Origin of the sequence: Nocardioides houyundeii (assembly GCF_002865585.1) — a bacterium.
In the GTDB taxonomy this organism is placed as follows: domain Bacteria; phylum Actinomycetota; class Actinomycetes; order Propionibacteriales; family Nocardioidaceae; genus Nocardioides; species Nocardioides houyundeii.
Map to the genome: position 1 here is coordinate 2,800,031 of NZ_CP025581.1, position 25,841 is coordinate 2,825,871.

18 protein-coding genes, 2 pseudogenes and 1 riboswitch are annotated in these 25,841 nt (G+C 72.2%); of the genes and pseudogenes, 6 read left to right on the plus strand and 14 right to left on the minus strand.

The features are described 5' to 3' along the window. Positions 1 to 6: 6 nt before the first annotated feature. From trpS to C0R66_RS13425, 4 genes and pseudogenes are all read right to left on the minus strand, one after another. Entirely contained in the window at positions 7 to 1,041 is a 1,035-nt protein-coding gene (trpS, locus tag C0R66_RS13410; RefSeq protein WP_199286686.1) for a tryptophan--tRNA ligase, read from the minus strand. A 35-nt stretch (positions 1,042 to 1,076) separates the two neighbouring features. Continuing rightward, complete coding sequence (locus tag C0R66_RS13415; RefSeq protein WP_101525125.1) at positions 1,077 to 2,300, minus strand: MFS transporter; 1,224 nt, start codon at positions 2,298 to 2,300, stop codon at positions 1,077 to 1,079. A 5-nt stretch (positions 2,301 to 2,305) separates the two neighbouring features. Continuing rightward, a complete protein-coding gene (locus C0R66_RS13420; protein ID WP_101525126.1) occupies positions 2,306 to 3,016 on the minus strand; it encodes a DUF6498-containing protein in 711 nt (236 codons plus the stop codon). After that, positions 3,000 to 5,212 (minus strand): annotated as a pseudogene (locus tag C0R66_RS13425) (NADP-dependent isocitrate dehydrogenase). Before C0R66_RS13425 ends, C0R66_RS13420 begins: the two are co-directional and overlap by 17 nt. Positions 5,213 to 5,318: 106 nt before the next feature. Between C0R66_RS13425 and C0R66_RS13430 the strand changes: the two are divergent. Then, the gene (locus C0R66_RS13430) at positions 5,319 to 6,440 is read left to right on the plus strand and encodes an aquaporin (RefSeq protein ID WP_101525127.1); all 1,122 of its coding nucleotides are present in this window, start codon (positions 5,319 to 5,321) and stop codon (positions 6,438 to 6,440) included. Positions 6,441 to 6,443: 3 nt separating this feature from the next. On the opposite strand, the gene C0R66_RS13435 is transcribed toward C0R66_RS13430, so the two are convergent. Beyond that, positions 6,444 to 7,193, minus strand: coding sequence for a hypothetical protein (locus C0R66_RS13435; protein WP_158648044.1), 750 nt, complete (start codon positions 7,191 to 7,193; stop codon positions 6,444 to 6,446). A gap of 108 nt (positions 7,194 to 7,301) precedes the next feature. On the opposite strand from C0R66_RS13435, the gene C0R66_RS13440 reads away from it, so the two are divergent. Continuing rightward, positions 7,302 to 8,294 carry a malate dehydrogenase gene (locus tag C0R66_RS13440; RefSeq protein WP_101525129.1) on the plus strand — a complete coding sequence of 331 codons (993 nt, stop codon included), beginning with the start codon at positions 7,302 to 7,304 and terminating at the stop codon, positions 8,292 to 8,294. 69 nt (positions 8,295 to 8,363) lie between these two features. On the opposite strand, the gene C0R66_RS13445 is transcribed toward C0R66_RS13440, so the two are convergent. From C0R66_RS13445 to C0R66_RS13470, 6 genes and pseudogenes are all read right to left on the minus strand, one after another. Beyond that, positions 8,364 to 9,857 carry a glycerophosphodiester phosphodiesterase gene (locus C0R66_RS13445; RefSeq protein WP_158648045.1) on the minus strand — a complete coding sequence of 498 codons (1,494 nt, stop codon included), beginning with the start codon at positions 9,855 to 9,857 and terminating at the stop codon, positions 8,364 to 8,366. Between the two features lie 156 nt (positions 9,858 to 10,013). Then, positions 10,014 to 10,403, minus strand: a complete 390-nt coding sequence (locus tag C0R66_RS13450) for a DUF3017 domain-containing protein (RefSeq protein ID WP_101525131.1) — start codon at positions 10,401 to 10,403, stop codon at positions 10,014 to 10,016. Then, positions 10,300 to 11,271 (minus strand): bifunctional methylenetetrahydrofolate dehydrogenase/methenyltetrahydrofolate cyclohydrolase, encoded by a 972-nt coding sequence (locus C0R66_RS13455; RefSeq protein WP_101525132.1) that lies wholly within the window; start codon positions 11,269 to 11,271, stop codon positions 10,300 to 10,302. The genes C0R66_RS13450 and C0R66_RS13455 overlap by 104 nt, the downstream gene beginning before the upstream one ends. A gap of 17 nt (positions 11,272 to 11,288) precedes the next feature. Continuing rightward, positions 11,289 to 12,862, minus strand: a pseudogene (gene purH, locus C0R66_RS13460) (bifunctional phosphoribosylaminoimidazolecarboxamide formyltransferase/IMP cyclohydrolase). A 46-nt stretch (positions 12,863 to 12,908) separates the two neighbouring features. Then, positions 12,909 to 12,986: riboswitch (ZMP/ZTP riboswitch) on the minus strand. A 1-nt stretch (position 12,987) separates the two neighbouring features. After that, positions 12,988 to 13,620, minus strand: a complete 633-nt coding sequence (gene purN, locus C0R66_RS13465) for a phosphoribosylglycinamide formyltransferase (RefSeq protein WP_101525133.1) — start codon at positions 13,618 to 13,620, stop codon at positions 12,988 to 12,990. 9 nt (positions 13,621 to 13,629) lie between these two features. Continuing rightward, positions 13,630 to 14,904, minus strand: coding sequence for a cell division protein PerM (locus C0R66_RS13470; protein WP_101525134.1), 1,275 nt, complete (start codon positions 14,902 to 14,904; stop codon positions 13,630 to 13,632). A 160-nt stretch (positions 14,905 to 15,064) separates the two neighbouring features. Between C0R66_RS13470 and C0R66_RS13475 the strand changes: the two genes are divergently transcribed. After that, complete coding sequence (locus tag C0R66_RS13475; protein ID WP_101525135.1) at positions 15,065 to 16,933, plus strand: SigE family RNA polymerase sigma factor; 1,869 nt, start codon at positions 15,065 to 15,067, stop codon at positions 16,931 to 16,933. Positions 16,934 to 17,002: 69 nt separating this feature from the next. Then, positions 17,003 to 18,073, plus strand: coding sequence for a tocopherol cyclase family protein (locus C0R66_RS13480; protein ID WP_199286687.1), 1,071 nt, complete (start codon positions 17,003 to 17,005; stop codon positions 18,071 to 18,073). A gap of 114 nt (positions 18,074 to 18,187) precedes the next feature. On the opposite strand, the gene sucD is transcribed toward C0R66_RS13480, so the two are convergent. After that, positions 18,188 to 19,069: a succinate--CoA ligase subunit alpha gene (gene sucD / locus C0R66_RS13485; RefSeq protein ID WP_101525136.1), complete on the minus strand. Its 882-nt coding sequence runs from the start codon at positions 19,067 to 19,069 to the stop codon at positions 18,188 to 18,190. A 19-nt stretch (positions 19,070 to 19,088) separates the two neighbouring features. Then, on the minus strand, positions 19,089 to 20,252 hold the full coding sequence (sucC, locus tag C0R66_RS13490) for an ADP-forming succinate--CoA ligase subunit beta (protein ID WP_101525137.1): 1,164 nt from the start codon (positions 20,250 to 20,252) through the stop codon (positions 19,089 to 19,091). Between the two features lie 209 nt (positions 20,253 to 20,461). Between sucC and C0R66_RS13495 the strand changes: the two genes are divergently transcribed. Both C0R66_RS13495 and C0R66_RS13500 read left to right on the plus strand, forming a co-directional pair. Next, complete coding sequence (locus C0R66_RS13495) at positions 20,462 to 21,883, plus strand: cryptochrome/photolyase family protein (RefSeq protein ID WP_241901442.1); 1,422 nt, start codon at positions 20,462 to 20,464, stop codon at positions 21,881 to 21,883. Between the two features lie 334 nt (positions 21,884 to 22,217). Further along, positions 22,218 to 23,288 carry a M23 family metallopeptidase gene (locus C0R66_RS13500; protein WP_101525138.1) on the plus strand — a complete coding sequence of 357 codons (1,071 nt, stop codon included), beginning with the start codon at positions 22,218 to 22,220 and terminating at the stop codon, positions 23,286 to 23,288. 94 nt (positions 23,289 to 23,382) lie between these two features. Here C0R66_RS13500 and pcrA read toward each other — a convergent pair whose 3' ends face one another. Continuing rightward, a complete protein-coding gene (pcrA, locus tag C0R66_RS13505) occupies positions 23,383 to 25,806 on the minus strand; it encodes a DNA helicase PcrA (RefSeq protein ID WP_101525139.1) in 2,424 nt (807 codons plus the stop codon). Between the last annotated feature and the right edge of the window lie 35 nt (positions 25,807 to 25,841).

The following is a 25,841-nucleotide window of genomic DNA, read 5'->3' on the forward strand; positions in this document are numbered from 1 at the left end:
TGGACACTACTTGCCACCCGGCAGCACGAAGCCCACCCGGTCGTAAACGTCGCGCAGCGTCGCCTCGGCGACCACGGACGCCTTGGCCGCGCCCTCGGCCAGGACCGAGTCGAGGTGGGCCCGGTCCTCGAGCAGCTCGAAGGTGCGGTCGCGGAAGGGGGTCACGAACTCCACCACGACCTCGGCCAGCTCCTTCTTGAGGTCGCCGTACCCGCGCCCGGCGAAGCGCTCCTCCAGCTCGGCGACGGTGGCGCCCGACAGGGCGGAGTGGATCGTGAGCAGGTTGGAGACTCCCGGCTTCTCGGCCACGTCGAAGCGGATCTCGGCCTCGGAGTCGGTCACCGCCGACCGGATCTTCTTCGCACTGACCGCCGGCTCGTCCAGCATCTCGATGATCCCGTTGGGCGAGGAGGCGGACTTCGACATCTTGGCCGTCGGCTCCTGGAGATCGGTGATCTTGGCCGTCTCCTTGAGGATGAACGGCTCGGGCAGCCGGAAGGTCTTCTTGTAGCGGTGGTTGAAGCGCTGCGCCAGGTCACGGGTGAGCTCGAGGTGCTGGCGCTGGTCCTCGCCCACCGGGACGTACTGCGGGCGGTAGAGCAGGATGTCACCGGCCATCAGGATCGGGTAGGTGAACAGCCCGACGCTGGCTGCTCCCTCCCCCGCCTTGGCTGACTTGTCCTTGAACTGCGTCATCCGCCGCGCCTCGCCGAAGCCGGTCAGGCACTGCAGCACCCATCCGAGCTGGGCGTGGGCCGGGACCTGGCTCTGCACGAAGATCGCCGAGCGCGCCGGGTCGATGCCCATCGCCAGCAGCTGGGCGGCGGCCCGACGGGTGCGCTCGCGCAGCACCTTGGGCTCCTGCTCCACGGTGATGGCGTGCTGGTCGGCGATGAAGAAGAACGGCTCGTACTCGTCCTGCAGGTCCACCCACTGCCGCAGGGCGCCCAGGTAGTTGCCGAAGTGGAACGAGTCGGCCGTCGGCTGGATGCCGGACAGGACTCGGGGGCGGGCGGTCGAGGCGGTGGACATGTCAACCATTCTCTCAGGCCGCGGCCAGCCCCGCTCGCCGAGGTTCACCTCGACGCGGTGCGGCGCCGCTCCCCCACGTGCAGCCGGGCCGAGAGCCCCAGCACCACCAGTCCGAGCATCGACAGCCCGAAGCCGACCACCGCCGGTGCCCGGTAGCCCCAGCCCGCCGCGATGACCAGGCCGCCGAGCCAGGCACCCAGCGCGTTGGCGAGGTTGAGCGAGGCGTGGTTCATCGCCGCCCCGATGGTCTGCGCGTCCCCCGCGACGTCCATCAGGCGCAGCTGGAGGTTGACCACCAGCACCGACCCGGTCGCGGTGATGCCGAAGACCACGGGCAGTGTCCACCAGCCTGCCGGAGCCGCCAGCGCGAAGACCAGCAGCAGCAGCCCCTGCCCGCCGCCGCCGATGAAGAGCGAGCGGAAGACCGACCAGGCCGCCAGCTCGCCGGCCAACCAGGTCCCCGCCACCATGCCCAGGCCGAAGGCCAGCAGGAAGACCGGCGCGGCCGACTCCGGGAGGCCGCCCACCTCGGTCAGCGTCGGCACGACGTAGGTGTAGACCGCGAACATGCCGCCGAACCCGATGGCTCCGGCCACCAGGGTGAGCAGCACCTGGGGATCCCCGAGGGCACGCAGCTCGCGACGCCAGGAGGCCGTGGCATCACCGGGCCGGGTGGGCACGAAGGCCGTCACCAGCGCCAGCGTGACCAGGGCCAGCGCCGCCACCAGCCAGTACGCCGAGCGCCAACCCAGATTCTGTCCCAGCCAGGTGGCCGCGGGGACCCCGGCCACGTTGGCGAACGACAGCCCGAGCATGACCTTGGCCACCGCCCGGCCCTGCCTGCCTGGTCTGGCCAGGCTCGCCGCCAGCAGGGAGGCCACTCCGAAGAAGGCACCGTGCGGCAGGCCGGAGACGAAGCGAGCCGCCAGCAGCCCCGGGTAGGAGGTGACCAGGGCGGTGGCGGCGTTGCCGAGCGCGAAGAGCGTCATCAGGCCGATCAGCACCGCGCGCCGGGGCCAGCCGGAGCCGAGGAACGCGATCGCCGGTGCCCCGACGACCACGCCCACGGCGTAGGCGGAGATGGCGTGCCCTGCGGAGGGGATGGAGACGTCGACGCCGCGGGCCACCTGGGGCAGCAGGCCCATCGAGACGAACTCGGTGGTGCCGATGGCGAACCCGCCCATCGCCAGGGCAGCGATGGCCAGCCCCACGTGCGCACCCCGGGGCCCGGGGGCCCGCTCGTCGGTGGAGTCGGAGAGGCGCGTCATGGCAGTCACGAGGATGCAGCGCCAGGGACCGGGTCCACTATTCCTCGGGCCCGCTGTCGCTCCCGCAGGTGGAACCAGAGGTCGACGGCCGTCTTGAGCCCGCAGAGCAGCAGCACCGGTCCGATCGCGGAGCCCTGGTCCAGGCCACCGGCGCTCGAGGCCAGCAGGAAGAAGCCCCCGATGATGGCCACGTGCAGCACCAGCATCCGCGGGTAGGGCTGTCCCATGGCTGCCTGCGGGGACACCTGGGACCGCTCGTCCTGGCCGAACCAGTTCAGCAGGAGCGAGACGAGGTGGCTCAGCAGGAACGCGACCCCGCTTAGCAGCCAGTTCCGGACGCCGGACCCACCCCCCGCTCCGGCCGCCAGGACGAAGGCGAAGGCTCCGTGGACCAGGGTGAAGATCCCGTAGTGGAAGCTGAAGAAGAGGGCCAGCGCCACCGCCGGCACCTGCTCGGCCGGACGGCCGTTGATGCGCACCCGCGTCGAGGCGGGGACCGGTCCGCGCGCCGTGGCCACCTTGACGGCGGTGACCAGCCAGACCGCCACGTTCTCCAGCCAGTAGACGACGAACACGTCGCCGGTCGACATCCACCCGGCCAGCACGGCGAGGACCGGCACGAGGTTGACGACGACGAGGGCGTACGCGGACAGCGGCGCCGCCGACCAGAGGCCGGCGGCGCCGCGTGGGTGCTTCAGCTCAGGCGAGCGAGTCAAGCGCTGCGTTGAAGGTCGTCGAGGGGCGCATCACGGCCTCGGTCTTCTTCGCGTCGGGGCGGTAGTAGCCCCCGATGTCCGCCGGGGAGCCCTGCACGGCGAGCAGCTCGTCCACGATCGTCTTCTCGTCGCGGCGCAACCGCGTGGCGAGGTCGTCGAAGGCCGCCGCCAGCTCGGAGTCCTCGGTCTGCTTCGCCAGCTCCTCGGCCCAGTAGAGCGCGAGGTAGAAGTGCGAGCCCCGGTTGTCGATCGTGCCCAGCTTGCGTCCCGGCGAGCGGTCCTCGTTGAGGAAGGTTCCGGTGGCGCGGTCGAGGGTGTCGGCCAGGATCTGGGCGCGGGCGTTGTCCGAGGTCTGCGCGAGGTGCTCGAAGCTGGCGGCCAGGGCGAAGAACTCACCCAGGCTGTCCCAGCGCAGGTAGTTCTCCTTGACCAGCTGCTGCACGTGCTTGGGGCCGACCCGCCGGCACCGGTCTCGAAGAGGCCGCCACCGTTCATCAGCGGCACGATCGAGAGCATCTTGGCGCTGGTGCCCAGCTCCAGGATCGGGAACAGGTCGGTGTTGTAGTCGCGCAGCACGTTGCCGGTCACCGAGATGGTGTCCAGCCCCTGACGGATCCGCTCCAGTGAGAACGCGGTCGCCTCGGCCGGCGCCATCACCCGGATGTCCAGCCCCTCGATGTCGTGCTCTGGGAGGTACTGGTCGACCTTGGCGATCAGGTTAGCGTCGTGCGCCCGACGCTCGTCCAGCCAGAAGATGGCGGGCACGCCCGTGGCGCGGGCCCGGGTCACGGCCAGCTTGACCCAGTCGCGGATCGGCTCGTCCTTGGTCTGGCAGGCACGCCAGATGTCGCCGGCCTCGACGGCGTGCTCGATCAGCACGTCGCCGGCGGCGTTGAGGACCCGCACGGTGCCGGCGGAGGCGAGCTCGAAGGTCTTGTCGTGGGAGCCGTACTCCTCCGCCGCCTTGGCCATCAGGCCCACGTTGGGCACCGAGCCCATGGTGGAGGGGTCGAAGGCGCCGTGGGCGCGGCAGTCGTCGATGACCGTCTGGTAGACACCGGCGTAGGAGGAGTCCGGGATCACCGCGAGCGTGTCCTGCTGCTTGCCCTCGGCGTTCCACATCTGGCCCGAGGTGCGGATCATCGCCGGCATGGAGGCGTCCACGATCACGTCGGAGGGCACGTGCAGGTTGGTGATGCCCTTGTCGGAGTCCACCATCGCCAGGGCCGGGCCATCGGCGATGCCCTGCTCGATCGCGGCCCGGATGGCCGGACCGTCGGGCAGCTTGTCCACTGCCGCCATCACGGCACCGAGTCCGTCGTTGGGGCTGATCCCCGCGGCTGCCAGCTGCTCGCCGTACTGCTCGAAGACGGCGGGGAAGAACACGCGCACCACGTGGCCGAAGATGATCGGGTCGGAGACCTTCATCATGGTGGCCTTGAGGTGCACCGAGAACAGCACGCCCTCCTCCTTGGCGCGGGCGACCTGCTCGGCCAGGAAGGCGTCCAGGGCGCGAGCGCTCATGAAGGTGCCGTCGACGACCTCGCCGGGGAGCACCGCGAGGCCGTCCTTGAGGACGGTGGTGGTGCCGTCGGCGGCGACGTGCTCGATACGCAGGGTGTCCGCGGCGTCCAGCACCACCGACTTCTCGTTGGAGGCGAAGTCGTCGTGGCCCATGGTCGCCACGTTCGTCTTGGAGTCGCTGCTCCAGGCGCCCATCGAGTGCGGGTGCGCCTTCGCGTAGTTCTTCACCGAGGCCGGCGCACGGCGGTCGGAGTTGCCCTCGCGCAGCACGGGGTTGACCGCGGAGCCCTTGATGCGGTCGTAGCGGGCTCGGGTCTCGCGCTCCTCGTCGGTGGAGGGCGCCTCGGGGTAGTCGGGGATGTCGAAGCCCTGGGACTGCAGCTCGGCGACCGCGGCCTTGAGCTGCGGGATCGAGGCGCTGATGTTGGGCAGCTTGATGATGTTGGCCTCGGGCTTGGTGGCCAGCTGGCCCAGCTCGGCGAGTGCGTCGTCCAGGCGCTGCTCGGCGGTCAGGTTCTCGCCGAAGGCCGCGATGATCCGCCCAGCCAGGGAGATGTCGCGGGTCTCCACGTCCACACCAGCAGTCCGCGCGAAAGCCGAGATGATGGGGAGGAAGGAGTACGTCGCGAGCAGCGGCGCCTCGTCGGTGTGGGTGTAGATGATCTTGGCCATGATGGCAGCGACTCCTGTGTCGGAAGGTCCGGATGGATTGCTTGACGTCAAGATACCTGACTGGGCATTCCTAGCCTCGCATCCGATGTCGTGGGAGGCTAGGTCCATGACAGGGGAGAACATCGGGCCAGCGCCCGCCACGACCGACCAGCCCACCGACGGCCAGCCCACACCCGGCCAGAAGGTCGCCGCCGAGCTCATCGGCACCTACGTCCTGGTCTTCTTCGGCTGTGGTGCGGCGATGATGAGCCAGGGCAACTACGTGGCCACCGCTCTCGCGTTCGGGTTGGCGCTCCTGGTGATGGCCGCGGCCGTGGGGCGCATCTCCGGCGGGCACTTCAACCCGGCCGTGACCCTGGCCGCCGCGCTCGGTGGCCGCCTCGCCTGGCGCGAGACCCCCGTCTACATGTGCGCTCAGCTCGTCGGCGGTCTGCTGGCCGGCGCCAGCCTGCTCGGGATCATGATGGGCTTCCCGAACTACGACTTCGGTGACGGTCTGGGCCAGAACTTCTTCGGAGACCAGAGCCCCGGCGGGTTCGAGTGGTGGGCGGCACTGCTGCTGGAGGCGCTGCTCACGATGATCTTCGTCTGGGTGATCCTCGGCGTCACCGACGCCCGCAACTCCGCACTCGCCGGCCTCGCCCCGCTCGCCATCGGCTTCGCCCTCGCGATGATCCACCTGACCTCGATCGGCGCCACCGGCACCTCGGTCAACCCGGCTCGCTCCATCGGGGTCGGAGTCTTCGCCGGCGGCGACGCCGCCATGCAGCTGTGGCTCTTCGTAGTGGCTCCGCTGCTGGGCGGGGCGATCGGTGGCGCCACCTATGCGCTGCTCTTCGGCCAGGGCGGGCAGCCCGTCCCCGGCTCCGGCCTCAAGCGCTCCCCGCGCCCGCAGCAGCCGGCGTACCCCGGTTACGGCCAGTCCGGTCCGGGGTCGTCCTGGGGTGGCGTCGCAGGTCAGCCCCACCCGGGCCAGGCCTACCCGCCCCAGCAGCCCGGTCAGCCCGGTCAGCCCGGTCAGTCCGGTCAGTCCGCCCAGTGGGGCACTCCCGGAGCGCCGCAGTGGGGCGCTCCCGGTGACCAGGGCCAGCCCCCGGCCGCCCCGACGCAGACCCGCCAGCCCCAGCCCGGTGCCGGCGCGCCGCCCCAGTGGGGTCAGCCGGCCCAGCCGGGGTGGGGCCTGCCGGACGACGACGACGGCCGGACGCAGATCCGTCCCGGCGGCTGATCCTCATCGGCGGCGGGCGACCAGCTCCTGGCGCCCGTCGCCGCCGACCTCGGCGCGCAGCACCTCCCCCACACCGCGGGCGTAGTCGACCTCCCACTCGCCCTCCCCGTCAGGTCCCGTCTCCAGGGTCTGCACCAGGTCGGTGTAGCGGCCCGCCGGCACCGACACCGCTGTCGGGGAGAACTGGACGCGCACCCGGTACTCGCCGGTCCCGGGCACCCGGGCACGCACGAAGCCGTCCCCGACCCGAGGGGTCGCCGGCATGGCCAGCCCGGCCTCGGCACCCAGGGTCCCGGCCTGCCAGGCCCCCGGTTCGCCGAACGCCCAGACGTTGCCCTCCCGGTCCTGGGCATAGAGCTCCACCCGGGTCTCCAGCGCCTCGCCGCGGCGGTCCAGCAGCGTGGTGCGGACCGGCGTCGTCTCCACCCCGGCCACCACGCGGGTCTCCCGGAGCACCTCCACCAGCACCTCTGCCGGTGCCGGCACCGACTCCCGGGACCCTCCGCCCGGACGCTGCGGGACGGCGCCGGTGCCCGTCAGCTCCCGGGTCCAGCTGCCGCCGGGGACGAGCGGGAACCAGGGGTTGTCGACGCCGGGGACGAAGTCGCCGGGGTCCGGCGAGGGGGTGGGGATCACCAGCTGGTCCACGCCCGACGGCGGGCTGGTCCCAGGCGCGGAACCGCAGCCGGCCACGACGAGCAGCCCGGCCAACGAGGCCACGACCCGGTGACGATGCCTGCGCGTGCTGCTCACGTCGCTCAGCATGCCAGCGCGCGAACCCCGGCGGCGGCGCGGGTCGATCGGCGACTAGAGTCGAGGCGCAAACCACATTTCCAGTGAGTCACCCGTCGAGGAGTCCTCGTGTCAACCACTGCCCCGCTCAAGGTGGCCGTCACCGGTGCCGCCGGTCAGATCGGCTACAGCCTGCTCTTCCGCCTCGCCAGCGGCTCGCTGCTCGGCGCCGACCGCCCGATCCAGCTGCAGCTGCTCGAGATCGAGCCCGCCCTGAAGGCCCTCGAGGGCGTCGTCATGGAGCTCGACGACTGCGCGTTCCCGACGCTGGCCGGCGTCGAGATCGGCTCCGACCCGGAGAAGATCTTCGACGGCGTCAACCTCGCCCTGCTCGTCGGCGCCCGCCCGCGCGGCCCCGGCATGGAGCGCGGCGACCTGCTCTCGGCCAACGGCGCCATCTTCACCGCCCAGGGCAAGGCCCTGAACGCGGTGGCCGCGGACGACGTACGCATCGGCGTGACCGGCAACCCGGCCAACACCAACGCGCTCATCGCGATGACGAACGCCCCCGACATCCCCAACGAGCGTTTCAGTGCGCTCACCCGTCTGGACCACAACCGGGCCATCTCCCAGCTGGCGGCCAAGACCGGCGCCAAGGTCACCGACATCAAGAAGATGACCATCTGGGGCAACCACTCCGCCACCCAGTACCCCGACCTCTTCAACGCCGAGGTCAACGGCAGCAACGCCGCCGAGGCAGTGGGCGACCAGGACTGGCTGGAGAACACCTTCATCCCGACCGTGGCCAAGCGTGGCGCGGCGATCATCGAGGCCCGCGGCTCGTCCTCGGCCGCCTCCGCGGCGTCCGCGACCATCGACGCCGCCCGCGACTGGCTGCTCGGCTCCGCCAAGGACGACTGGGTCTCCATGGCTGTCGCCTCGGACGGCTCCTACGGCGTGCCGGAGGGCCTGATCTCCTCGTTCCCGGTCACCACCTCCGGTGGCGACTGGTCGATCGTCCAGGGCCTGGAGGTCAACGACTTCTCGCGCTCCCGCATCGACGCCTCCGTCGCCGAGCTCGAGGACGAGCGCAAGGCCGTCACGGAGCTCGGCCTCATCTGAGCCACACTCCACCCACGACACGACGACCCGGCGGAGCTCTCCGCCGGGTCGTCGTGCGTCTGACCCTGCCTAGGAGGGACGCGGCGGGTCGAGCACCTCGGCGAGCAGGGCCGGGAAGTCGGTGATGATCCGGTCCGCCCCCACGGTGAGCGCGGCGCGGAACTGCGCCGGGCTGTTGACCGTCCACACGCTGCTGGTCAACCCGCGGCGGCGTACCTCCGCGAGGTCGGCCCGGGTGCTGAGCGCGACGTTGGGGTGGATCTCCTCGGCCCACGTCTGCCAGGCGTCCAGCTGGGCAGCCGAGGGAGCCACGAAGTTGAGCACGCCGACCGGTACGTCGGGGTGCGCGGTGGCGAACGCCTGGAGCCACGCGTGGTCGAAGGATGAGAGGGTCAGCTTCCTGGCCGCGGCGACCGCACCCAGCGACCCGGTGGCCAGCTCCTCGGCCAGCACCTCGTCGACCTGCTCGTTGCTCGGCAATCCCGGATCCTTGACCTCCAGGACCAGGTGCGCGCGACCGGCGATCTCGGCGAGCACCTCGTCCAGCGTCGGGATCCGCTCGCCGGCGAAGGCCGGACCGAACCAGGACCCGGCGTCCAGGGTCTGCACCTCGGCCAGCGTGAAGTCGGCCAGGTTGTAGGGCGCCCGATCCGGAAAGAGCTCCTCCACGTTGGTGGTCCGGGCCAGGGACGTGTCGTGCAGGATGACCGGCTCGCGGTCCTTGGTCAGCTGGACATCGACCTCCATCGAGGCCACCCCCGAGGCCACGGACTGTCGGACCGCGGCCAGCGTCTGCTCGGGCGCGCTGCCGGCACCGGCCCGGTGGGCAACCAGGCCGGGGACCTTGTCCAGCGTGGTGCGGACCGGCTCGGTGGTCAGCGCGGGGACCCCGTTCCACTCCCCGGCGCTGACCCGGTACCAGGCCGGGTAGCCGGCCGCATCGACGCCCAGGGAGGCCGCGCCGGCCCTGTCCGCGGACCCGGGCGTCCCGAGCGGCGCCCAGACGCCGTCCTGGTAGATCTGCACGCTCAGCTCACGCCCGGCCCGGGCCGGCGTCAGCGAGGCGGCGTAGGTGAGCGGTGCACTGGTCACCAGCGAGGCGGGGGTGGCGCTCAGCTGCTGGGCGACCACCGGCAGCCGGAGCCTGGCGACCTTGAGCTGACGCTTGCCGACCTTGACGACTGTGCGGAGCCTGACCGTGCCCGAGGCGTTGGCCCGAGCACTGTAGGAGAAGGCGGCCTTGCCCTTCAGCGCCCGCTTGAGGCTGGTGGTGTCCACGGCGCGCCACCTCGAGCCGGCGCGGCGTTGCAGAACCAGCCGGGCCTTGCGACGCTCCTTGGCCGTGAGGCGCTTGACGGTCTTCGGCTTCGCCTTGGCGGTCAGCGTGATCGTCTCGCCCGCGATGAGGTTGCGCTGCGAGGCGCGCAGCAGGGCCGAACCGGCCCCGGCGGCCTGGATCCCCTCAGCGCTGACGGATGCGGCGACTGGCGGGGCTTGCGGCGCGGCGACGGCGGGGACGCCGTACGCGACCGGGGCCAGCACCAGGACGGAGAGAGCACCCACGAGTGACGTACGACGCGACAACAGAACCTCCAGGCAGGGAACGGGACCGGCGCGGGACTCCGCCGCCGGTCCCGCGATTGTGTCAGCGGATATCGCTCGTCGCGCGGGGTTCGCACGACCTTCTTGGCGGGATCGCCGCCGAGACGGCCCGATGCCTCAGGGCTGGTCGGGGATCGAGCTGGCCAGCGCCACGAACGCCACGCCCACCACGGTGAGCAGGGCCGCGTCCATGCCCTTGTTGCGCACCGCCAGCATGCCGGCGTCCCGGGGGCCGAGCATCAGCCGGACGGCTGCGGCCACCACGAGCACGCCTCCGAAGATCCGGATCCCGGTGCGCCACGACCCGAGGGCCACCACCGTCAGCGCCACCGCCACCACGGCCAGGACGCCGAGGTAGAACGCGCCGCCGATGGTGGAGGGGTAGGTGCGCTCCTCGATCGGCTCAGGTACGGCGACCCCGTCGACCAGCGCCTCCGCCGAGACCGGCGGGATGCCCTCGGGGGGCGTGACGATGCCCTCGGGGGGCGTGGGCTCCTCGGGACTCACCCTCGCCGCTCCCCAGCTGCTGCTCGGCCATGGTGACCAGGTTCGACAGCAGCATGGCGCGGGTCATCGGGCCGACCCCTCCGGGATTCGGCGAGACCCAGTCGGCCACCTCCCAGACGCCCTCGGCCACGTCGCCGGCGATCTTCCCCTCGACCCTGGACACCCCCACGTCGAGCACCGCGGCGCCCGGCTTGACCATGTCGGCGGTGATGATGCCCGGGACCCCGGCCGCGGCGACCACGATGTCGGCTCCCCGCACGTGGGCCGCCAGGTCCACCGTGCCGGTGTGGCACAGGGTGACCGTGGCGTTCTCCGAGCGGCGGGTGAGCAGCAGGCCCAGGGGGCGTCCGACCGTTACTCCCCGACCCACCACGACGACCTCGGCGCCGGCGATGGCCACGTCGTGCCGGCGCAGCAGCTCCACGATGCCGTGCGGGGTGCAGGGCAACGGCGCCTCGTGCCCGAGCACCAGCCACCCCAGGTTGGTCGGGTGCAGTCCGTCGGCGTCCTTCGCGGGGTCGATCAGTCCGAGGACCCGGTTCTCGTCACGCCCCCGCGGGAGCGGCAGCTGCACGATGTAGCCGGTGCACGCGGGGTCGGCGTTGAGCCGCAGGACCGCGTCCTCGATCTCCTGCTGGGAGGCGACCTCGGGCAGGTCGATGCGGATCGACTCGATGCCGACCTCCGCGCAGTCCTTGTGCTTGCCGTTGACGTACCACCGGGAGCCGGGGTCGTCCCCGACCAGGATCGTGCCGAGGCCGGGCTGGAGTCCCCGCTCGCGCAGTGCGGCGACGCGGACCTTGAGCTCGTCCTTGATCGCCGCCGCGGTGGCGGAGCCGTCGAGCTTGCGTGCGGTGCGTGTGGTCACGATGCTCAATCCTAGGATCAGTGGAAGAAGTGCCGGGTGCCGGTGAAGTACGTCGTGACCCCGGCCGCTGCCAGGGCCTCGATGACCTCCGGGTCGCGCACCGAGCCGCCCGGGGCGACCAGGGCGCGCACGCCGGCGTCGATGAGGATCTGCGGGCCGTCGGCGAACGGGAAGAAGGCGTCCGAGGCGGCCACCGAGCCGGCCGCCCGCTCGCCGGCGCGCTCCACGGCGAGCCGGCAGGAGTCGACGCGGTTCACCTGGCCCATGCCGACGCCGACCGAGGCGCCGCCGGAGGCGAGCAGGATCGCGTTGGACTTGACCGCCCGGCAGGCGCGCCACGCGAAGGCGAGGTCGGCCAGCACGTCGGCGTCCGCCGGCTCGCCGGCGACCAGGCGCCACGCCGTGGGGTCGTCCCCGCCGTCGTCGACCACGGCGTCCAGCACGTCGCGCTGCTGCACCAGCAGGCCGCCGGAGATGGGGCGCATCTCGACGCCGCCACGCGCCGGGGGCGCGCACTCCAGCAGCCGGATGTTCTTCTTCGCGCTCAGCACCTCCACGGCACCGTCCTCGTAGCCCGGGGCCACGACGACCTCGGTGAAGATCTCCGCGACCTGACGGGCCATCTCCACCGAGACCGGCACGTTGGTGGCGATCACCCGCCGAACGCGGAGACCGGGTCGCAGTCGTGGGCCCGACGGTGCGCCTGGGCGATGTCGTCGCCGACCGCGATCCCGCACGGGTTGGCGTGCTTGATGATCGCCACGGCGGGGCGGTCGAAGTCGTACGCCGCCCGGCGGGCAGCGTCGGCGTCCACGTAGTTGTTGTAGGACATCTCCTTGCCGTGCAGCTGGCTGGCCTGGGCCAGGCCCGGTGCGGGCACGGAGCCGGCGGTGTACAGGGCAGCCGCCTGGTGCGGGTTCTCGCCGTAGCGGAGCACCGACTGCTTCTCCCAGGTGGCACCGAGCCAGGCGGGGAAGCCGGTCCCGGCGCCGGAGTCGGTGAGCACGTTGCCCATCCAGCTCGCCACGGCCACGTCGTACGTCGCGGTGTGGACGAAGGCCTCCGCCGCGAGGCGCTGCCGCTGGGCCAGGGTGAAGCCGCCCTCGGCGACGGCGCTCAGCACGTCGGCGTACCGCTCGGGTGCGGTGACGATCGCTACCGACGGGTGGTTCTTGGCCGCGGCCCGCACCATCGAGGGCCCGCCGATGTCGATCTGCTCCACGCACTCATCCGGTCCGGCCCCGGACGCGACGGTCTGGCTGAACGGGTAGAGGTTGCAGACCACCAGGTCGAACGGCTCCACGCCCAGCTCCGCGAGCTGGGCGACGTGGGAGTCCAGGCGTCGGTCGGCCAGGATGCCGGCGTGCACCTTGGGGTGCAGCGTCTTGACCCGGCCGTCCAGGCACTCGGGGAACCCGGTCAGGTCCTCGACCTTGGTGACCGGCAGGCCGAGGCCCTCGATCAGCGCCGCCGAGCCGCCGGTGGAGACCAGCGCGACCCCGGCGTCGACGAGGCCGCGGACGAGCTCCTCGAGCCCGGACTTGTCGTAGACGGAGACGAGCGCTCGGCGGAGCGGGATGCGGTCGGACACGGTGGGGCTCACGGTGGGGACTCCTCGTGGGATGGCGGATACGAAGGAGGGGCACCCAGGCGTTCGATGCCACTCGACGTCACTCCCTGGTGGTTGCCCACCTGCGCCAGTCGTGTGGCCCCAGCCTACTTCCCGGCAGATCCGTAGCGCACCTTGCGTCCGGTCACGACCAGACCCTCGCGGGCGATCCGCCCCACGGCCTCCACGAGCATCTCGCGCTCGGCAACCTTGATCCGCTCGTGCAGGCTCTCCACGTCGTCCTCGGGCTCGACCGGCACCGCACGCTGGGCGATGATCGGGCCGGTGTCCACGCCCGGGTCCACCACGAACAACGTGGCCCCGGCGACCTTGACCCCGTGCTCCAGCGCGTCGGCCGCGCCGTGCATGCCCGGGAACGCGGGCAGCAGCGCCGGATGGGTGTTGACGTAGCGCCCCGGGAAGCGGGCCAGGAACTCGGCTCCCGCCAGCTTCATGAAGCCGGCCGAGACCACCAGATCGGGATCGAACGCCGCCACGGTGTCGGCCATCGCCCGGTCCCAGTCCTCGCGGGAGGTGAACTGGCTGACCTTGCGCACGAACGTCGGCACGCCGGCCCGCTCGGCCCGGGCCAGGCCCTCGATGTCGTCCCGGTCCGCACCGACCGCCACCACGCGGGCGCCGTACGACGGGTCGGCGCAGGCGTCGAGCAGCGCCTGCAGGTTGGTGCCGGCACCCGAGACGAGGACGACGAGTCGGGCTGGGCTGCTGGTCACGGACACCCGCGGAGTCTAGGACTCCGGCGCGGCATCCTCGTCCGCCGGGACCGAGGTGCGGCGCTGCCACCAGGTGATCACCAGACCGCCGAGCAGGCCGCCCAGCCCGAGCGCGGTGACCGAGTGCACCAGGAGGTCCCCGCTGAAGACGCCCACCTCTCGCATCCGGCCGGGGCCGGCCGCGCCGCCGGCCAGGGAGGCCAGCACGGTGAGGACCGCCCCCGCCACGATCCCGCCGCCGCAGCCGCGCAGGGCGCCCTCGTCCCAGCGCAGGGTCGGGCGACGACGTTGCAGCCGGACCACCGCCGCCGCGGCGACCAGGACCGGAACCCCCACGGTCAGGCCCCACCAGGAGCTGGGCGTGCCCGGGTCGGGCAGCGCCGCGAGCAGCGGCAGGACCGGCAGCGGCCCGAGCACGACTGCCGACGGCGAGACCAGCGTGCCGACACCCACGGCGAACCCGGGGCCGACCAGGAAGGACCCTGCCAGCAGCACCGCGTTGGGCAGCAGGGCCAGGTTCACCAGACCCAGCAGGGTGGTCTCACCCCCCGTGGTCCCGAGCTGCTCGACCATGTTGGCGGCCTCGCCGAAGCTGAGCGCGAACGCGACGACCAGCAGGGCGGCTGAGACGCCGAGCACCGAGAGCAGGATCGTCACCGCGGTGGCAGCGCCGTGCCGTACCGCCGGGGGCAGCGCGGCCGCCCACACCGCGCCGCGGCCCGAGCCGGCCGCGATGGCAGGCGCCGCCAGGCAGACGGTGAGCAGCAGGGACCAGGTGAGCAGCGCACTGCGGTCCGGCTGCACCAGCGAACCCGCGACGAGGCTCGCCGTGACCAGCGCGACCGTCGCGTAGCCGACCCCGAAGCCGCCGGTGGCGACCGGCACGGTCCAGTCGCGCTCCCCGTCGGAGAGGCGGTGCACGTCCGGCCCGTGGCCCCACACCGACTCCCCCAGCCGCTGGGCGACCCGCCAGGTGGTCCAGCCCGCGAGGACGGTGAGCCCCAGGGGCACCACCGTGACAGCCGCGCCCTGCACCGTCAGCCCGGAGCCGTGGGCCATCAGCCACGCCGTGGCACCGGCCCGCATGGCCTCGCGCGGCGGTCCGTGCACGCCGGCGTCGCTCAGGAACCACCCGACGAGCCCCAGCAACAGGCACGCGAGCAGGGTGGCGCCTGCTGCCACGATCCCGGCGAGGAGGGCCAGCAGGAGCACCGGTCGGCGCGGCGGCGTCGGCGAGCCGTCGGCGGTTCCCGAGGCCCGCTGCAGGGTGGAGGTCAACAGCGAGGACATGACTCCACCATCATGGCCCGCGGCACAGCCGTGCCGGCGCTGCCACGCCGCACCCACGCAGCGCCCGGGCGCCTGGGCCCCGAGCCCGCGGTCACACGCCGTGTGTAGATCGCCACTTTGCCGTGTGCCACGGTGGCGCCCCACGTACGGTGGAACGGCGATGAGAAGCCCCGAAGAGTTCGACAACCTGTACAAGGACGTCCGCGACCGACTGCTGGTCGAGGCCTACGTCCTCACTGGCGACCAGCACGTCTCCCGTACCGCGGTCCGCGACGCCTTCACCGTCGCCTGGCATCACTGGGACAAGGTCCGCGGGGCCAGCGACCGGGAGGCCTGGTTGCGGCCCCTGGTCTGGAAGCGCGCCAAGCACCGGCACGCGGCCCGACCCTGGCACCGGGAGAAGGACCTCGACGAGGAGTCGAGCGCCACCCTGGAGGCGCTCAGCACCCTGTCCATGAACCAGCGCAAGGCGCTGGTGCTGACCCACTACTCCCCCGTCCCGCTCGCCGAGATGGCCCGGGAGATCGGCCTTCCGCCCCAGCAGGCCCAGGCGGAGTCCCAGGCGGCCGGCGCGACTTTCGCGCTGGCCCGGCACACCACGCCCGAGTCGATCCCCGCACACCTGGCGGCGCTGGGCTCGGCGATCGGCGACAACCGCTGGCCGCGCAGCTCCATCCTGCGCCGCGCGGGGACCGCGCGGCGCCGGGGCCACACCGTGGTCGGGGTGCTGGCGACCACCGCGGCGGTGGTGCTCAGCGGCATGGTCGTGGCCCAGGGCGAGACTCCCGGCGCCACCCTCAGCGACCAGGGCTTCGAGCGCCGGGCCACCAAGGTGGAGGCCACCGCGGACGAGCCCGTGCTCACCGAGGAGATGCTGCTCACCCCCCGGCAGGTACGGCGGGTGGATCCGGGTCTGGCCTGGAGCGAGTCGACCACCAGCACCAACACCGAGGGCAACGGCCTGGTGATGCCCTGCCAGGGCAACCGCTTCGCCGACGCCGAGGGCCTGGGAGCCGTCGTCCGCACCTTCGAGGGCACCCAGAAGGCCTCGGGCAACAAGAAGAAGCAGCGCCGGCAGCCGCCCGCACGCACCGCGTCCGCGACCGAGTTCGTCGAGCTCTCCGCCAGCGAGGAGCAGGCCGCCGACGCGTACGCCGTGGCCCGCAGCTGGTTCGCCGGCTGCTCGACCGACCGGGTCCAGCTGATGAGCGTGCACGACCTCAAGGGGGTCGGGGACGAGGCCAGCCTCTTCACCCTCCGGTCCTGGCGCGGCCCGACCCGCACCATCCAGGTCGGCGTGGCCCGGTCCGGGCAGATGGTCACCACCGCGGTGGGCGACGTCGCCGGCATGCGCCACAAGCCCCGGCCCGTCGCCTCGCTGCTGGCCGCCTCGGTCAACGCCCGGTGCGGCGCCACCGGTGCCGGCGCCTGCGCCTCGCCGCCGAAGGCCCGGCCCACCAGCGTGCCGGTCGCGGGCAGCGTCCCCGGCATGCTCAGCGAGTTCGACCTGCCCCCCGTCACCCGCGCCAAGGGGCCCTGGGTGGGCACCGACCCGGCCAAGCCGCGGGTCAACGTGGCCTCGACCCGGTGCGACCGCACGGTGTTCATGGGCAAGGGCATCAAGAACAACCTGACCCGCACCTTCCTCTTCCCCCAGGCGCGTCGCGCCGGCGAGTTCGGGCTGACCCAGACCGTGGCGACGATGCGCGGTGCACCGGCCGCGAGGAAGTTCGTCGGCGGCGTCCGGGACCGGGTCGACCGGTGCGCCAAGGAGGGCTTCGGCACCGACGTCACCCGGCTCGCCGGAAGCTCCTCGAAGAACCGGGACCTGACGGTGTGGCGCCTGGAGCTGGAGGTCTCCGAGAACGAGTCCCTGGAGTTCCTGATGGCGATCATGCGTCAGGGCAGCACCGTGGCGCAGGTCGGCTTCGTGCCCGCCAGCGGGCTGAGCATGAGCCGCTCGGACTTCGTCTGGCTGGCTCGGCGCGCCCTGCAGCGGCTGCCCCGGCTGCAGCTGGAGACCCGGTAGTCCACCGCCGCCTCGACGCACGAGGAGACGCGGGCCGGGGGCGGGCGACGGGCTGCCATGATGGCGCCCGTGCCCCGCTCCCGCCGCCTCCTCCCGTCCTCGCCCGCCTCCGCCCTGCACCGGGCCTACCGTCGTAGCGGCGCCACCCTGCCCTTCGGGGACCCGCTCTCGGCCCACGGGGTGGCCATGGAGGGCTACTTCTGGCGTCTCACCGACCCCGGCACCGGCCGGGTGGTGATCGCCCTGAACGGGGTCAACCGCGACGCCGCCGGCGAGCACTGGGCCACGCTGGGCCTCGCGGGCCACCCGGGCGGGCACCTGCGGACCGTGGTGCATCCCCACGGGCACGCCAGCGAGCACGGCCTCGGGGCGAGCGCCGGGGACGCCTTCCGCGGCGGTCCGGACTCGCTGAGCGTCGACCTGGGCGCCGACTCGCGCCTGCAGGTGGACATCTCCCAGCCCCGCCCCTGGCCCCGGCGAGCCGTCGGCGGCTCCAGCGTCTTCGGCTCCGTGCCGGCGCTCAACCAGTACTGGCACCCGTGGCTGCTCGGAGGCAAGGCGCACGGCACGGCGGTGCTCGGCGCCGAGTCGGTGGAGATCGAGGGCTGGGACGTGTACGGGGAGAAGAACTGGGGCAAGGGCGGCTTCCCCGACTCCTGGTGGTGGGGCCAGGCGCAGGGCTTCGAGGAGGAGTCCGTGTGCGTGGCCTTCGCCGGCGGCGAGGTGAGCGCCGGCCCGCTGCGCACCACCGTGACCGCGCTGGTGGTGCTGCTGCCCGACGGCCGGCTGGTCCGGCTCGGCGACCCCGTGGTCTCTCCGGTCCGCGCCGAGGTCGCCGACGAGCACTGGTCCCTGCGGGGCCGCAGCGCTGCGTGGCAGATCGAGGTGGAGGGTCATGGCGCCCTCGGCAGCGCCCACGTGCTCCCGGTGCCGCTGCCGTTCGAGCGACGCAACGTACCCGGAGCCATCGAGCACCTGGGGGCCACGATGACCGTGCGGGTGCGGCACCGTGGGCGCCTGGTGTGGAGTGGCGAGTCCCGCTCGGCGGCGCTGGAGCACGGCGGCATCGACCGGGCCCGCGCGGAGGTGCTGCGCCGCGGCGGGGCCGCGCACGACACCGAGGCCGCTCCCCTCCGCTGAACCCGCCCTGAACCTGCGCCGGCCTGCGCCCGGCGCTGGACTCCCGGGACGACGTACGCCCCGGCCGCTGGGCGGCCGGGGCGTACGTCGAGGTGCTGGGAGTGCTGGGATGCCTCAGAGGCTGGCGAGGATCTCCCGCATCAGGGCTGCGGTCTCCGACGGCGTCTTGCCGACCTTGACCCCGGCGGCCTCGAGGGCCTCCTTCTTCGCCTGGGCGGTGCCCGAGGAGCCCGACACGATGGCGCCGGCGTGGCCCATGGTCTTGCCCTCCGGAGCGGTGAAGCCGGCGACGTAGCCGACGACCGGCTTGGTCACGTGCTCCTTGATGTAGGCCGCGGCGCGCTCCTCGGCGTCTCCACCGATCTCGCCGATCATCACGATCGCCTTGGTCTCGGGGTCGTTCTCGAACGCCTCGAGCGCGTCGATGTGCGTGGTGCCGATGACCGGGTCTCCGCCGATGCCGATGGCGGTGGTGAAGCCGTAGTCCTTCAGCTCGTACATCATCTGGTAGGTCAGGGTGCCGGACTTCGACACCAGGCCGACCGGGCCCTTGCCCGCGATGGTGTGCGGGGTGATGCCGGCCAGCGACTCGCCGGGGGTGATGATGCCCGGGCAGTTGGGGCCGATCATCCGGGTGCCCTTGCCCTCGAGGTAGGCGAAGACCTCGGCGGTGTCCTGCACCGGGACGCCTTCGGTGATGACCACGAGCAGCTCGATCCCGGCGTCGATGGCCTCGATGCAGGCGTCCTTGGTGAACGCCGGCGGCACGAAGACGACCGAGACGTTGGCGCCGGTCTTGGCCATCGCCTCCTCGACGTTGCCGAAGACCGGGAGGTCCTGGCCGCCGAGCTCGACCGACGTGCCGGCCTTGCGGGCGTTGACCCCGCCGACGATGTTGGAGCCGGCCTGGACCATCAGGGTGGTGTGCTTGGAGCCCATACCGCCCGTCATGCCCTGGACGATGATCTTGGAGTCCTTGTTCAGGTAGATAGACATTGTTGTTCCGTGCTCCGTATCAGGCGTTCGCCAGCTCGGCGGCCTTGTCGGCCGCGCCGTCCATGGTGTCGACGAGGGTCACCAGCGGGTGGTTGGCCTCGTTCAGGATGCGTCGGCCCTCGTCGACGTTGTTGCCGTCGAGACGCACGACCAGCGGCTTGGAGGCCTCGGCACCGAGGATGTCCAGGGCGCCGACGATGCCGTTGGCGACCTCGTCGCACGCGGTGATTCCGCCGAAGACGTTGACGAAGACGCTCTTGACCTGGGGGTCGTTGAGGATGACGTCGAGACCGTCGGCCATCACCTGGGCGTTGGCGCCGCCCCCGATGTCGAGGAAGTTGGCCGGGGTGACCCCGCCGTGCTTCTCACCGGCGTAGGCGACCACGTCGAGGGTGGACATGACCAGGCCCGCGCCGTTGCCGATGATGCCCACGGCACCGTCGAGCTTGACGTAGTTCAGGCCCTTGTCCTTGGCCTTCGCCTCGAGCGGGTCCTCCTCGTCGCGGATCACGAACGTCTGGTGGTCCTCGTGACGGAACTCGGCGTTCTCGTCGAGGGAGACCTTGCCGTCGAGAGCCTCGAGCTTGTCGCCCTCCAGGCGCGCCAGCGGGTTGACCTCGACCAGGGTCGCGTCCTCGGTGACGTAGACCTGCCACAGCGCCTGGACCATCTCGATGGCCTGGTCACGCAGCTCGGCGGGGAACTTGGCCTCGTCCACGATGGCCGCGGCCTTCTCGGGCGTGACGCCCTCGATCGCGTCGATCCGGATCTGGCGCACGGCCTCGGGGTTGGTCTTGGCGACCTCCTCGATCTCCACACCGCCCTCGACGCTGGCGATGCACAGGTGCGAGCGGTTGGCCCGGTCCAGCAGGAAGGAGAAGTAGTACTCCTCCACCGGCGGGGTCGCGGGGGTGACCAGGACCCGGTTGACGGTCAGTCCCTTGATCTCCATGCCCAAGATGTTCTTGGCGTACTCGAAGGCCTCGTCCGGCGTCTTGGCCAGCTTGACACCGCCGGCCTTGCCACGACCTCCGGCCTTGACCTGCGCCTTGACGACGGTCACGCCGCCGAGCTGCTCGGCTGCGGCCTTGGCCTCTTCAGCGGTCTCGACAACGACGCCGAGCGTCGTGGTCACACCGTGCTTGGCGAAGAGTTCCTTCGCCTGGTATTCCATCAGGTCCACGATCCACCCAATCCTTTATGAGGTTCGCGAGCGCGCGGGGCAGCCCCGAGCGTTCGCCGGGGGGCGCGTTCCGGTCAGTCAGCCTAAACCCGCTGACACGGTGCCGAGCAGCCCGGGGTCTCCGCGTGGACACGGAGCCCTCCACGACGAGCGGCTCCAGGACGCCGTCGCCGCAGCGACCCTGCCCAGGACAGTGCTTGGCTGGGCAGGTGCCGACCGTCATGTGGTTCCGCCGGGACCTGAGACTCAGCGACCATCCCGCCCTCCTCGCGGCCCTGGAGCAGAGCGGTTCCACCGTCGCCCTGTTCGTGCTGGATCCCCGGCTGATGAGGCGCGCTGGGCCGGTACGCCGGGCCTGGCTGGCCGCCAACCTGCTGGCGCTCGACGAGCGGACCGGGGGGCGGCTCGTCGTCCGCCGGGGCGATCCGGCCAAGGTGGTGCCCGAGGTCGTCGCCGAGGTGGAGGCCGACCAGGTGCACGTCTCGGCGGAGACCACGCCGTACGGCGCGGCGCGCGACGCCGCCGTCGCGAGCGCCCTGGCCGAGCTGGGGCATCGGACCGGCCGGCCGGCTGCGCTGCGCGCCACCGGGTCGCCGTACGCCGTGGGCCCGGGGCTGGTGCGCAAGGGCGACGACGAGCCCTACCGGGTGTTCACCCCCTTCGCCCGAGCCTGGCGCGAGCACGGCTGGGCGGCTCCTGCGGCGAGTCCCGAGACTCCCGGCTTCGTGGCGCTGGCGAGCGCGTCCGGGGCTCGGGACGCGCTGGTCCAGGCCGCCGATGGCGCCGCGGACCTGCCCGAGGCCGGCGAGGAGGCCGCCTGGCGCCGGTGGCACACGTTCCGCGACGGCGCGCTGGGCGACTACCGGTCGGGGCGGGACCGCCCGGACCTCGACGGCACCTCGCGCCTCTCTCCCTACCTGAGCCTGGGGGTGCTGCACCCCCGCTCCCTGCTCGCCGACCTGCCGGGCGGGGGCGCCGACGACGGGACCACTGGCCCTGCCGCCGAGGCGTTCGTCTCCGAGCTGGCGTGGCGGGAGTTCTACGCCGACGTCCTGCACCACCGTCCGGACTCCGCCTGGGCGGACCTGCGACCCGGCCTGGGGGGCCTGCGCTACTCCGAGGAGGCCGACGCGGTGGCGGCCTGGCGCACCGGCACCACGGGCTACCCGGTCGTCGATGCGGGGATGCGCCAGCTCCTGGGCCAGGGGTGGATGCACAACCGGCTGCGGATGATCACCGCGAGCTTCCTGACCAAGGACCTGCACGTGTGGTGGCCGGTGGGCGCGCGGCACTTCCTGCGGCACCTCGCGGACGCCGACCTGGCCTCGAACAACCACGGCTGGCAGTGGGTGGCCGGCACCGGGACCGACGCCTCCCCCTACTTCCGGGTCTTCAACCCCGTCTCCCAGGGCATGAAGTTCGACCCCGCCGGCGACTACGTACGCCGTTGGGTCCCCGAGCTCCGGCACCTGCCGGGGCGTGCCGCCCACGAGCCGTGGGAGCACGAGGAGGGCTATGCCCACGGCTACCCCGCCCGCATCGTCGATCACGCCGACGAGCGGCGCGAGGCGCTGGCTCGCTACGCGGCGGTGCGGGGCGCCTCGGGACGCGGCTCCCGACCCGGGCGCTGAGCCCGGCGAGCCGGGGACGAGAACGGGTGGATCGGGCGCCGTTGTCGGGTGGCGGGGAGGGGTGAATTGAGCCACAGCCGGGGCCGGGGCTCGAGCCGGGCTAGCCCGCCTCAGGCGGGGATCCTCCCTACGGCCGGAGCGAGGGTGAAACTCGTTCCACAAAAGCGCGTGAAGGGATTACGGCCAGCCCAGGCCTTCCGCTACAGTCAACCGGGTTGTCCAGAGACGTTTCGTCTTACCCCCAATTCGCAAGAGGTAAACCTGTATGGGAAACCACCGAGCAGAACGCGGCCCCCGCCGCGCATCCTCGGAGGACCGAGCGTCCCGGAAGTTCTTGATCTCCCGCCAGTCCGCGTCGAGCAGCCGCACCAGTGCCGCTCCGCAGGTAGTCGTTCCCTCCCCCGTTCCGCTGAGCACCGTCGCCGAGACCCCGGTCGCCCCCGCGCCCACCACCGGTGGCAAGCGTGCCGCCCGCCCCGCTCCCAAGTCCCGCGCCGCGTCGACGGCCAAGTCCCCGAGGTCCGCGCGTCCCGTGCGGCCCACCCGGCCCGTGAAGCCGGTCCGGCCGTCCTCGCCCGACCCGGCCTCCGCCACCATCTCCCGCACGCCCGCCGTCGAGGCCCTGGCCGCCGGCGGCCGACGCCGTGCGGACAAGCACACCGGGCGCGGCGCCCTGCTCAAGAGCCTGCCCTCAGCCCCGATCCTGGCCGGCGTCGCAGCACTGGCCATCTCCGCCGGCGGCGCCATCACGGCGACGCCCACCCTCGCCGACGCCGACGACGCCTCCCCCCAGCTGACCTCGGCCACCGCACTGTCGACGGCCGCTGACACCGGCCTCCTCGCGGACCGCACCGCAGTGGTCACCCGTGACTCCCGCCGCGTCGCGAAGTCCGAGCGGTCCGAGGCCAAGCTCCAGGCCAAGGCCGAGGCGATGACGCAGCAGCGCACCGAGGCCCTGCAGACGATGACCGCCAAGATGGAGCAGCGCGCCGCCAAGATCAAGGCCGACCAGTGGGTCCTGCCGGTCGCGGGCTACCGCCTCACGGCCTCCTTCGGGATGTCCAGCAGCCTCTGGTCCACCTCGCACACCGGGCTGGACTTCGCCGCTCCCTCGGGCACTCCGCTGCGGGCCGTGGCCAACGGCGTCGTGACCGGGGTCGGCTATGACGGCTCCTACGGCAACAAGACCACGCTCCTGCTCGAGGACGGCACCGAGATCTGGTACTGCCACCAGACGTCGACCAGCGTGAGCGTCGGAGACCGGGTCGTCGGCGGCCAGACCATCGGCACGGTCGGCTCCACCGGCAACTCCACCGGCCCCCACCTGCACCTCGAGGTCCGCCCCGGCAGCGGCGGTCCGGTCGACCCCTACTCGGCCCTGCAGGCTCACGGCCTCCAGCCCTGAGCAGGGACGGCGTCTCCGGGCGCCGAAGGCAGGGTCCGGGCTCACCCGGGCCCGGCTCCGGCGCTGAACCTCTTCGCCTCTGAGCCTCTCTGGCTCAGAGCTTCTCGAGCGGGGCGTAGCGCAGCAGCAGGCGCTTGACTCCCTCGGACCCGAAGTCGACCGAGGCCACCGACTTCTCCGCCGCGCCCTCCAGCGAGACCACGGTCCCCATGCCGAACGAGTCGTGCAGCACCCGGTCCCCGGGCTCCAGCGACGGGATCTCCCGGGCCGGCTTGGCCTTGACGGCCGCGTCTGCGCGGAGCGCTGCGGAGGAGAAGTTGCGCCGTCCGGCCGCCGTCGGCGAGCCCAGTCGGGCTGGTGACGACGAGGCCAGGTCGGGGCGTCCCCAGCGGGTCTGGGAGCCCTCCGTGCGCCGCCAGTCGACCAGGTCGACCGGCAGCTCGTCGAGGAAGCGCGAGGCGGGGTTGTGCGAAGGCGCGCCCCAGGCGGACCGGACCACGGCGCGGGAGATGTAGAGCCGCTCGCGCGCCCGGGTGATGCCCACGTAGGCCAGGCGTCGCTCCTCCTCCAGCTCCTTCTGGTCGCCCAGGGACCTCAGGTGCGGGAAGACGCCGTCCTCCAGACCGGTCAGGAACACCACCGGGAACTCCAGGCCCTTCGCGGTGTGCAGCGTCATCAGGGTGACGACCCCGAGGTCCTCGCCATCGGGCACGTCGGGGATCTGGTCGCTGTCCGCCACCAGGGCGACGCGCTCGAGGAAGTCGGTGAGGCCGGGAGTGACGGTGCCCGCGTCCACGTCGGCGGGATCTGCCGAGGGCCCGGCCACCGGGTCCTCGGAGAACTCTCGCGCGACCGCGACCAGCTCCGCCAGGTTCTCGACCCGGGTGCCGTCCTGCGGGTCGTCCGAGGCCTCCAGCTCGGCCAGGTAGCCGGACCGCTCCAGCACCGACTCCAGGATGACGTCGGCGCGCTCCCCGGCCTCGACCATCGAGCGCAGCTCGTCGACCATCGCCACGAACGCCTCGACGTTCTTCAGGGACCGGGTGGCGATCCCCGGGGCTTGCGAAGCCCGGGTGAGGGCCTCCCAGAAGGTGGTCTGGTCACGTTGCGCGAGTGCGGAGATGCAGGCCTCGGCCCGATCCCCGATCCCACGCTTGGGGGTGTTCAGCACCCGCCGCAGCGAGATCTCGTCGGCGGGGTTGGCGAGCATCCGTAGGTAGGCCAACGCGTCACGGACCTCCTTGCGCTCGTAGAAGCGGACACCGCCGACCACCTTGTAGGGCTGGCCGGTGCGGATGAACACCTCCTCGAACACCCGGGACTGGGCATTGGTCCGGTAGAAGACCGCGATGTCGGCGGCGCGCTGGCCGCCGTCGACGAGCCGGTCGATCTCGTCGGAGACGAAGCGCGCCTCGTCGTGCTCGTCGTCGGCGACGTAGCCCACCACGCGCTCGCCGTCGCCGGCCTCGGACCACAGCCGCTTGGGCTTGCGCCCCTTGTTGTGCCCGATCACCGCGTTGGCGGTGGTGAGGATGGTCTGGGTGGAGCGGTAGTTCTGCTCGAGCAGGATGGAGCTGGCGTTGGGGAAGTCCTGCTCGAAGTCCAGGATGTTGCGGATGTTGGCGCCGCGGAACGCGTAGATGGACTGGTCTGCGTCACCCACCACCATCAGCTCCGCCGGCGGCACCCGCTGCTCGCCGGTCTCCTCGGGGTTGTCGGCGCACAGCTGGTGGATCAGGGCGTACTGGGCGTGGTTGGTGTCCTGGTACTCGTCGACGAGCACGTGCCGGAAGCGGCGACGATAGGTCTCGCGCACCTCGGGGAAGGCCTGGAAGAGGTGGACGGTGGACATGATCAGGTCGTCGAAGTCCATCGCGTTGGCCTCACGCAACCGCCGCTGGTAGCTCTTGTACGCCGCCGCGTACGCCTCCTCAAACCCGTTGTGGGTGTCCTTGGCGGCCTCGTCGGGATCGCGGAGCTCGTTCTTCTGGTCCGAGATCCAGTTGAGCACCGCACCGGGCTGGTAGCGCTTCGGGTCGAGCTCGAGGTCCTTGAGCACCAGGGTGATCAACCGCTTGGAGTCGGCCGCGTCGTAGATGGAGAAGCTGGACTTCAGGCCGAGTCGCTCGCTCTCCTTGCGCAGGATCCGGACGCAGGAGGAGTGGAAGGTCGAGACCCACATCAGGCGGGCTCTCTTGCCCACCAGCTCCTCCACCCTCTCCTTCATCTCCGCCGCGGCCTTGTTGGTGAAGGTGATGGCCAGGATCGATCCGGGGTGGGCGCCCCGCTCCGCGACCAGCCAGGCGATCCGACGGGTGAGCACGCGGGTCTTGCCCGAGCCGGCGCCGGCGACGACCAGGAGCGGCGCCCCGGAGTGGACGACCGCCTGGCGCTGGGGCTCGTTGAGCCCCTCCAGCAGGTCCTCCGCACTCGGGCCGCGGCGCTCTCGCGGGGCCCGCGGCTCCTGGTCGGGGGGCTGGACGTGCTCGAGGCCGGGAAGGATGAAAGGACTGCTCATGTCGGTGCCAACCCTACGCGGCGGCGCCGACGCCT

Bases quoted from the DNA above. Each gene is read 5' to 3' on its own strand.
- C0R66_RS13470 (WP_101525134.1), bottom strand. From the start codon at position 14,904: ATGTCCTCGCTGTTGACCTCCACCCTGCAGCGGGCCTCGGGAACCGCC.
- sucD (WP_101525136.1), bottom strand. From the start codon at position 19,069: ATGTCTATCTACCTGAACAAGGACTCCAAGATCATCGTCCAGGGCATG.
- C0R66_RS13430 (WP_101525127.1), top strand. From the start codon at position 5,319: ATGACAGGGGAGAACATCGGGCCAGCGCCCGCCACGACCGACCAGCCC.
- C0R66_RS13475 (WP_101525135.1), top strand. From the start codon at position 15,065: ATGAGAAGCCCCGAAGAGTTCGACAACCTGTACAAGGACGTCCGCGAC.
- C0R66_RS13415 (WP_101525125.1), bottom strand. From the start codon at position 2,300: ATGACGCGCCTCTCCGACTCCACCGACGAGCGGGCCCCCGGGCCCCGG.
- pcrA (WP_101525139.1), bottom strand. From the start codon at position 25,806: ATGAGCAGTCCTTTCATCCTTCCCGGCCTCGAGCACGTCCAGCCCCCC.
- trpS (WP_199286686.1), bottom strand. From the start codon at position 1,041: ATGGTTGACATGTCCACCGCCTCGACCGCCCGCCCCCGAGTCCTGTCC.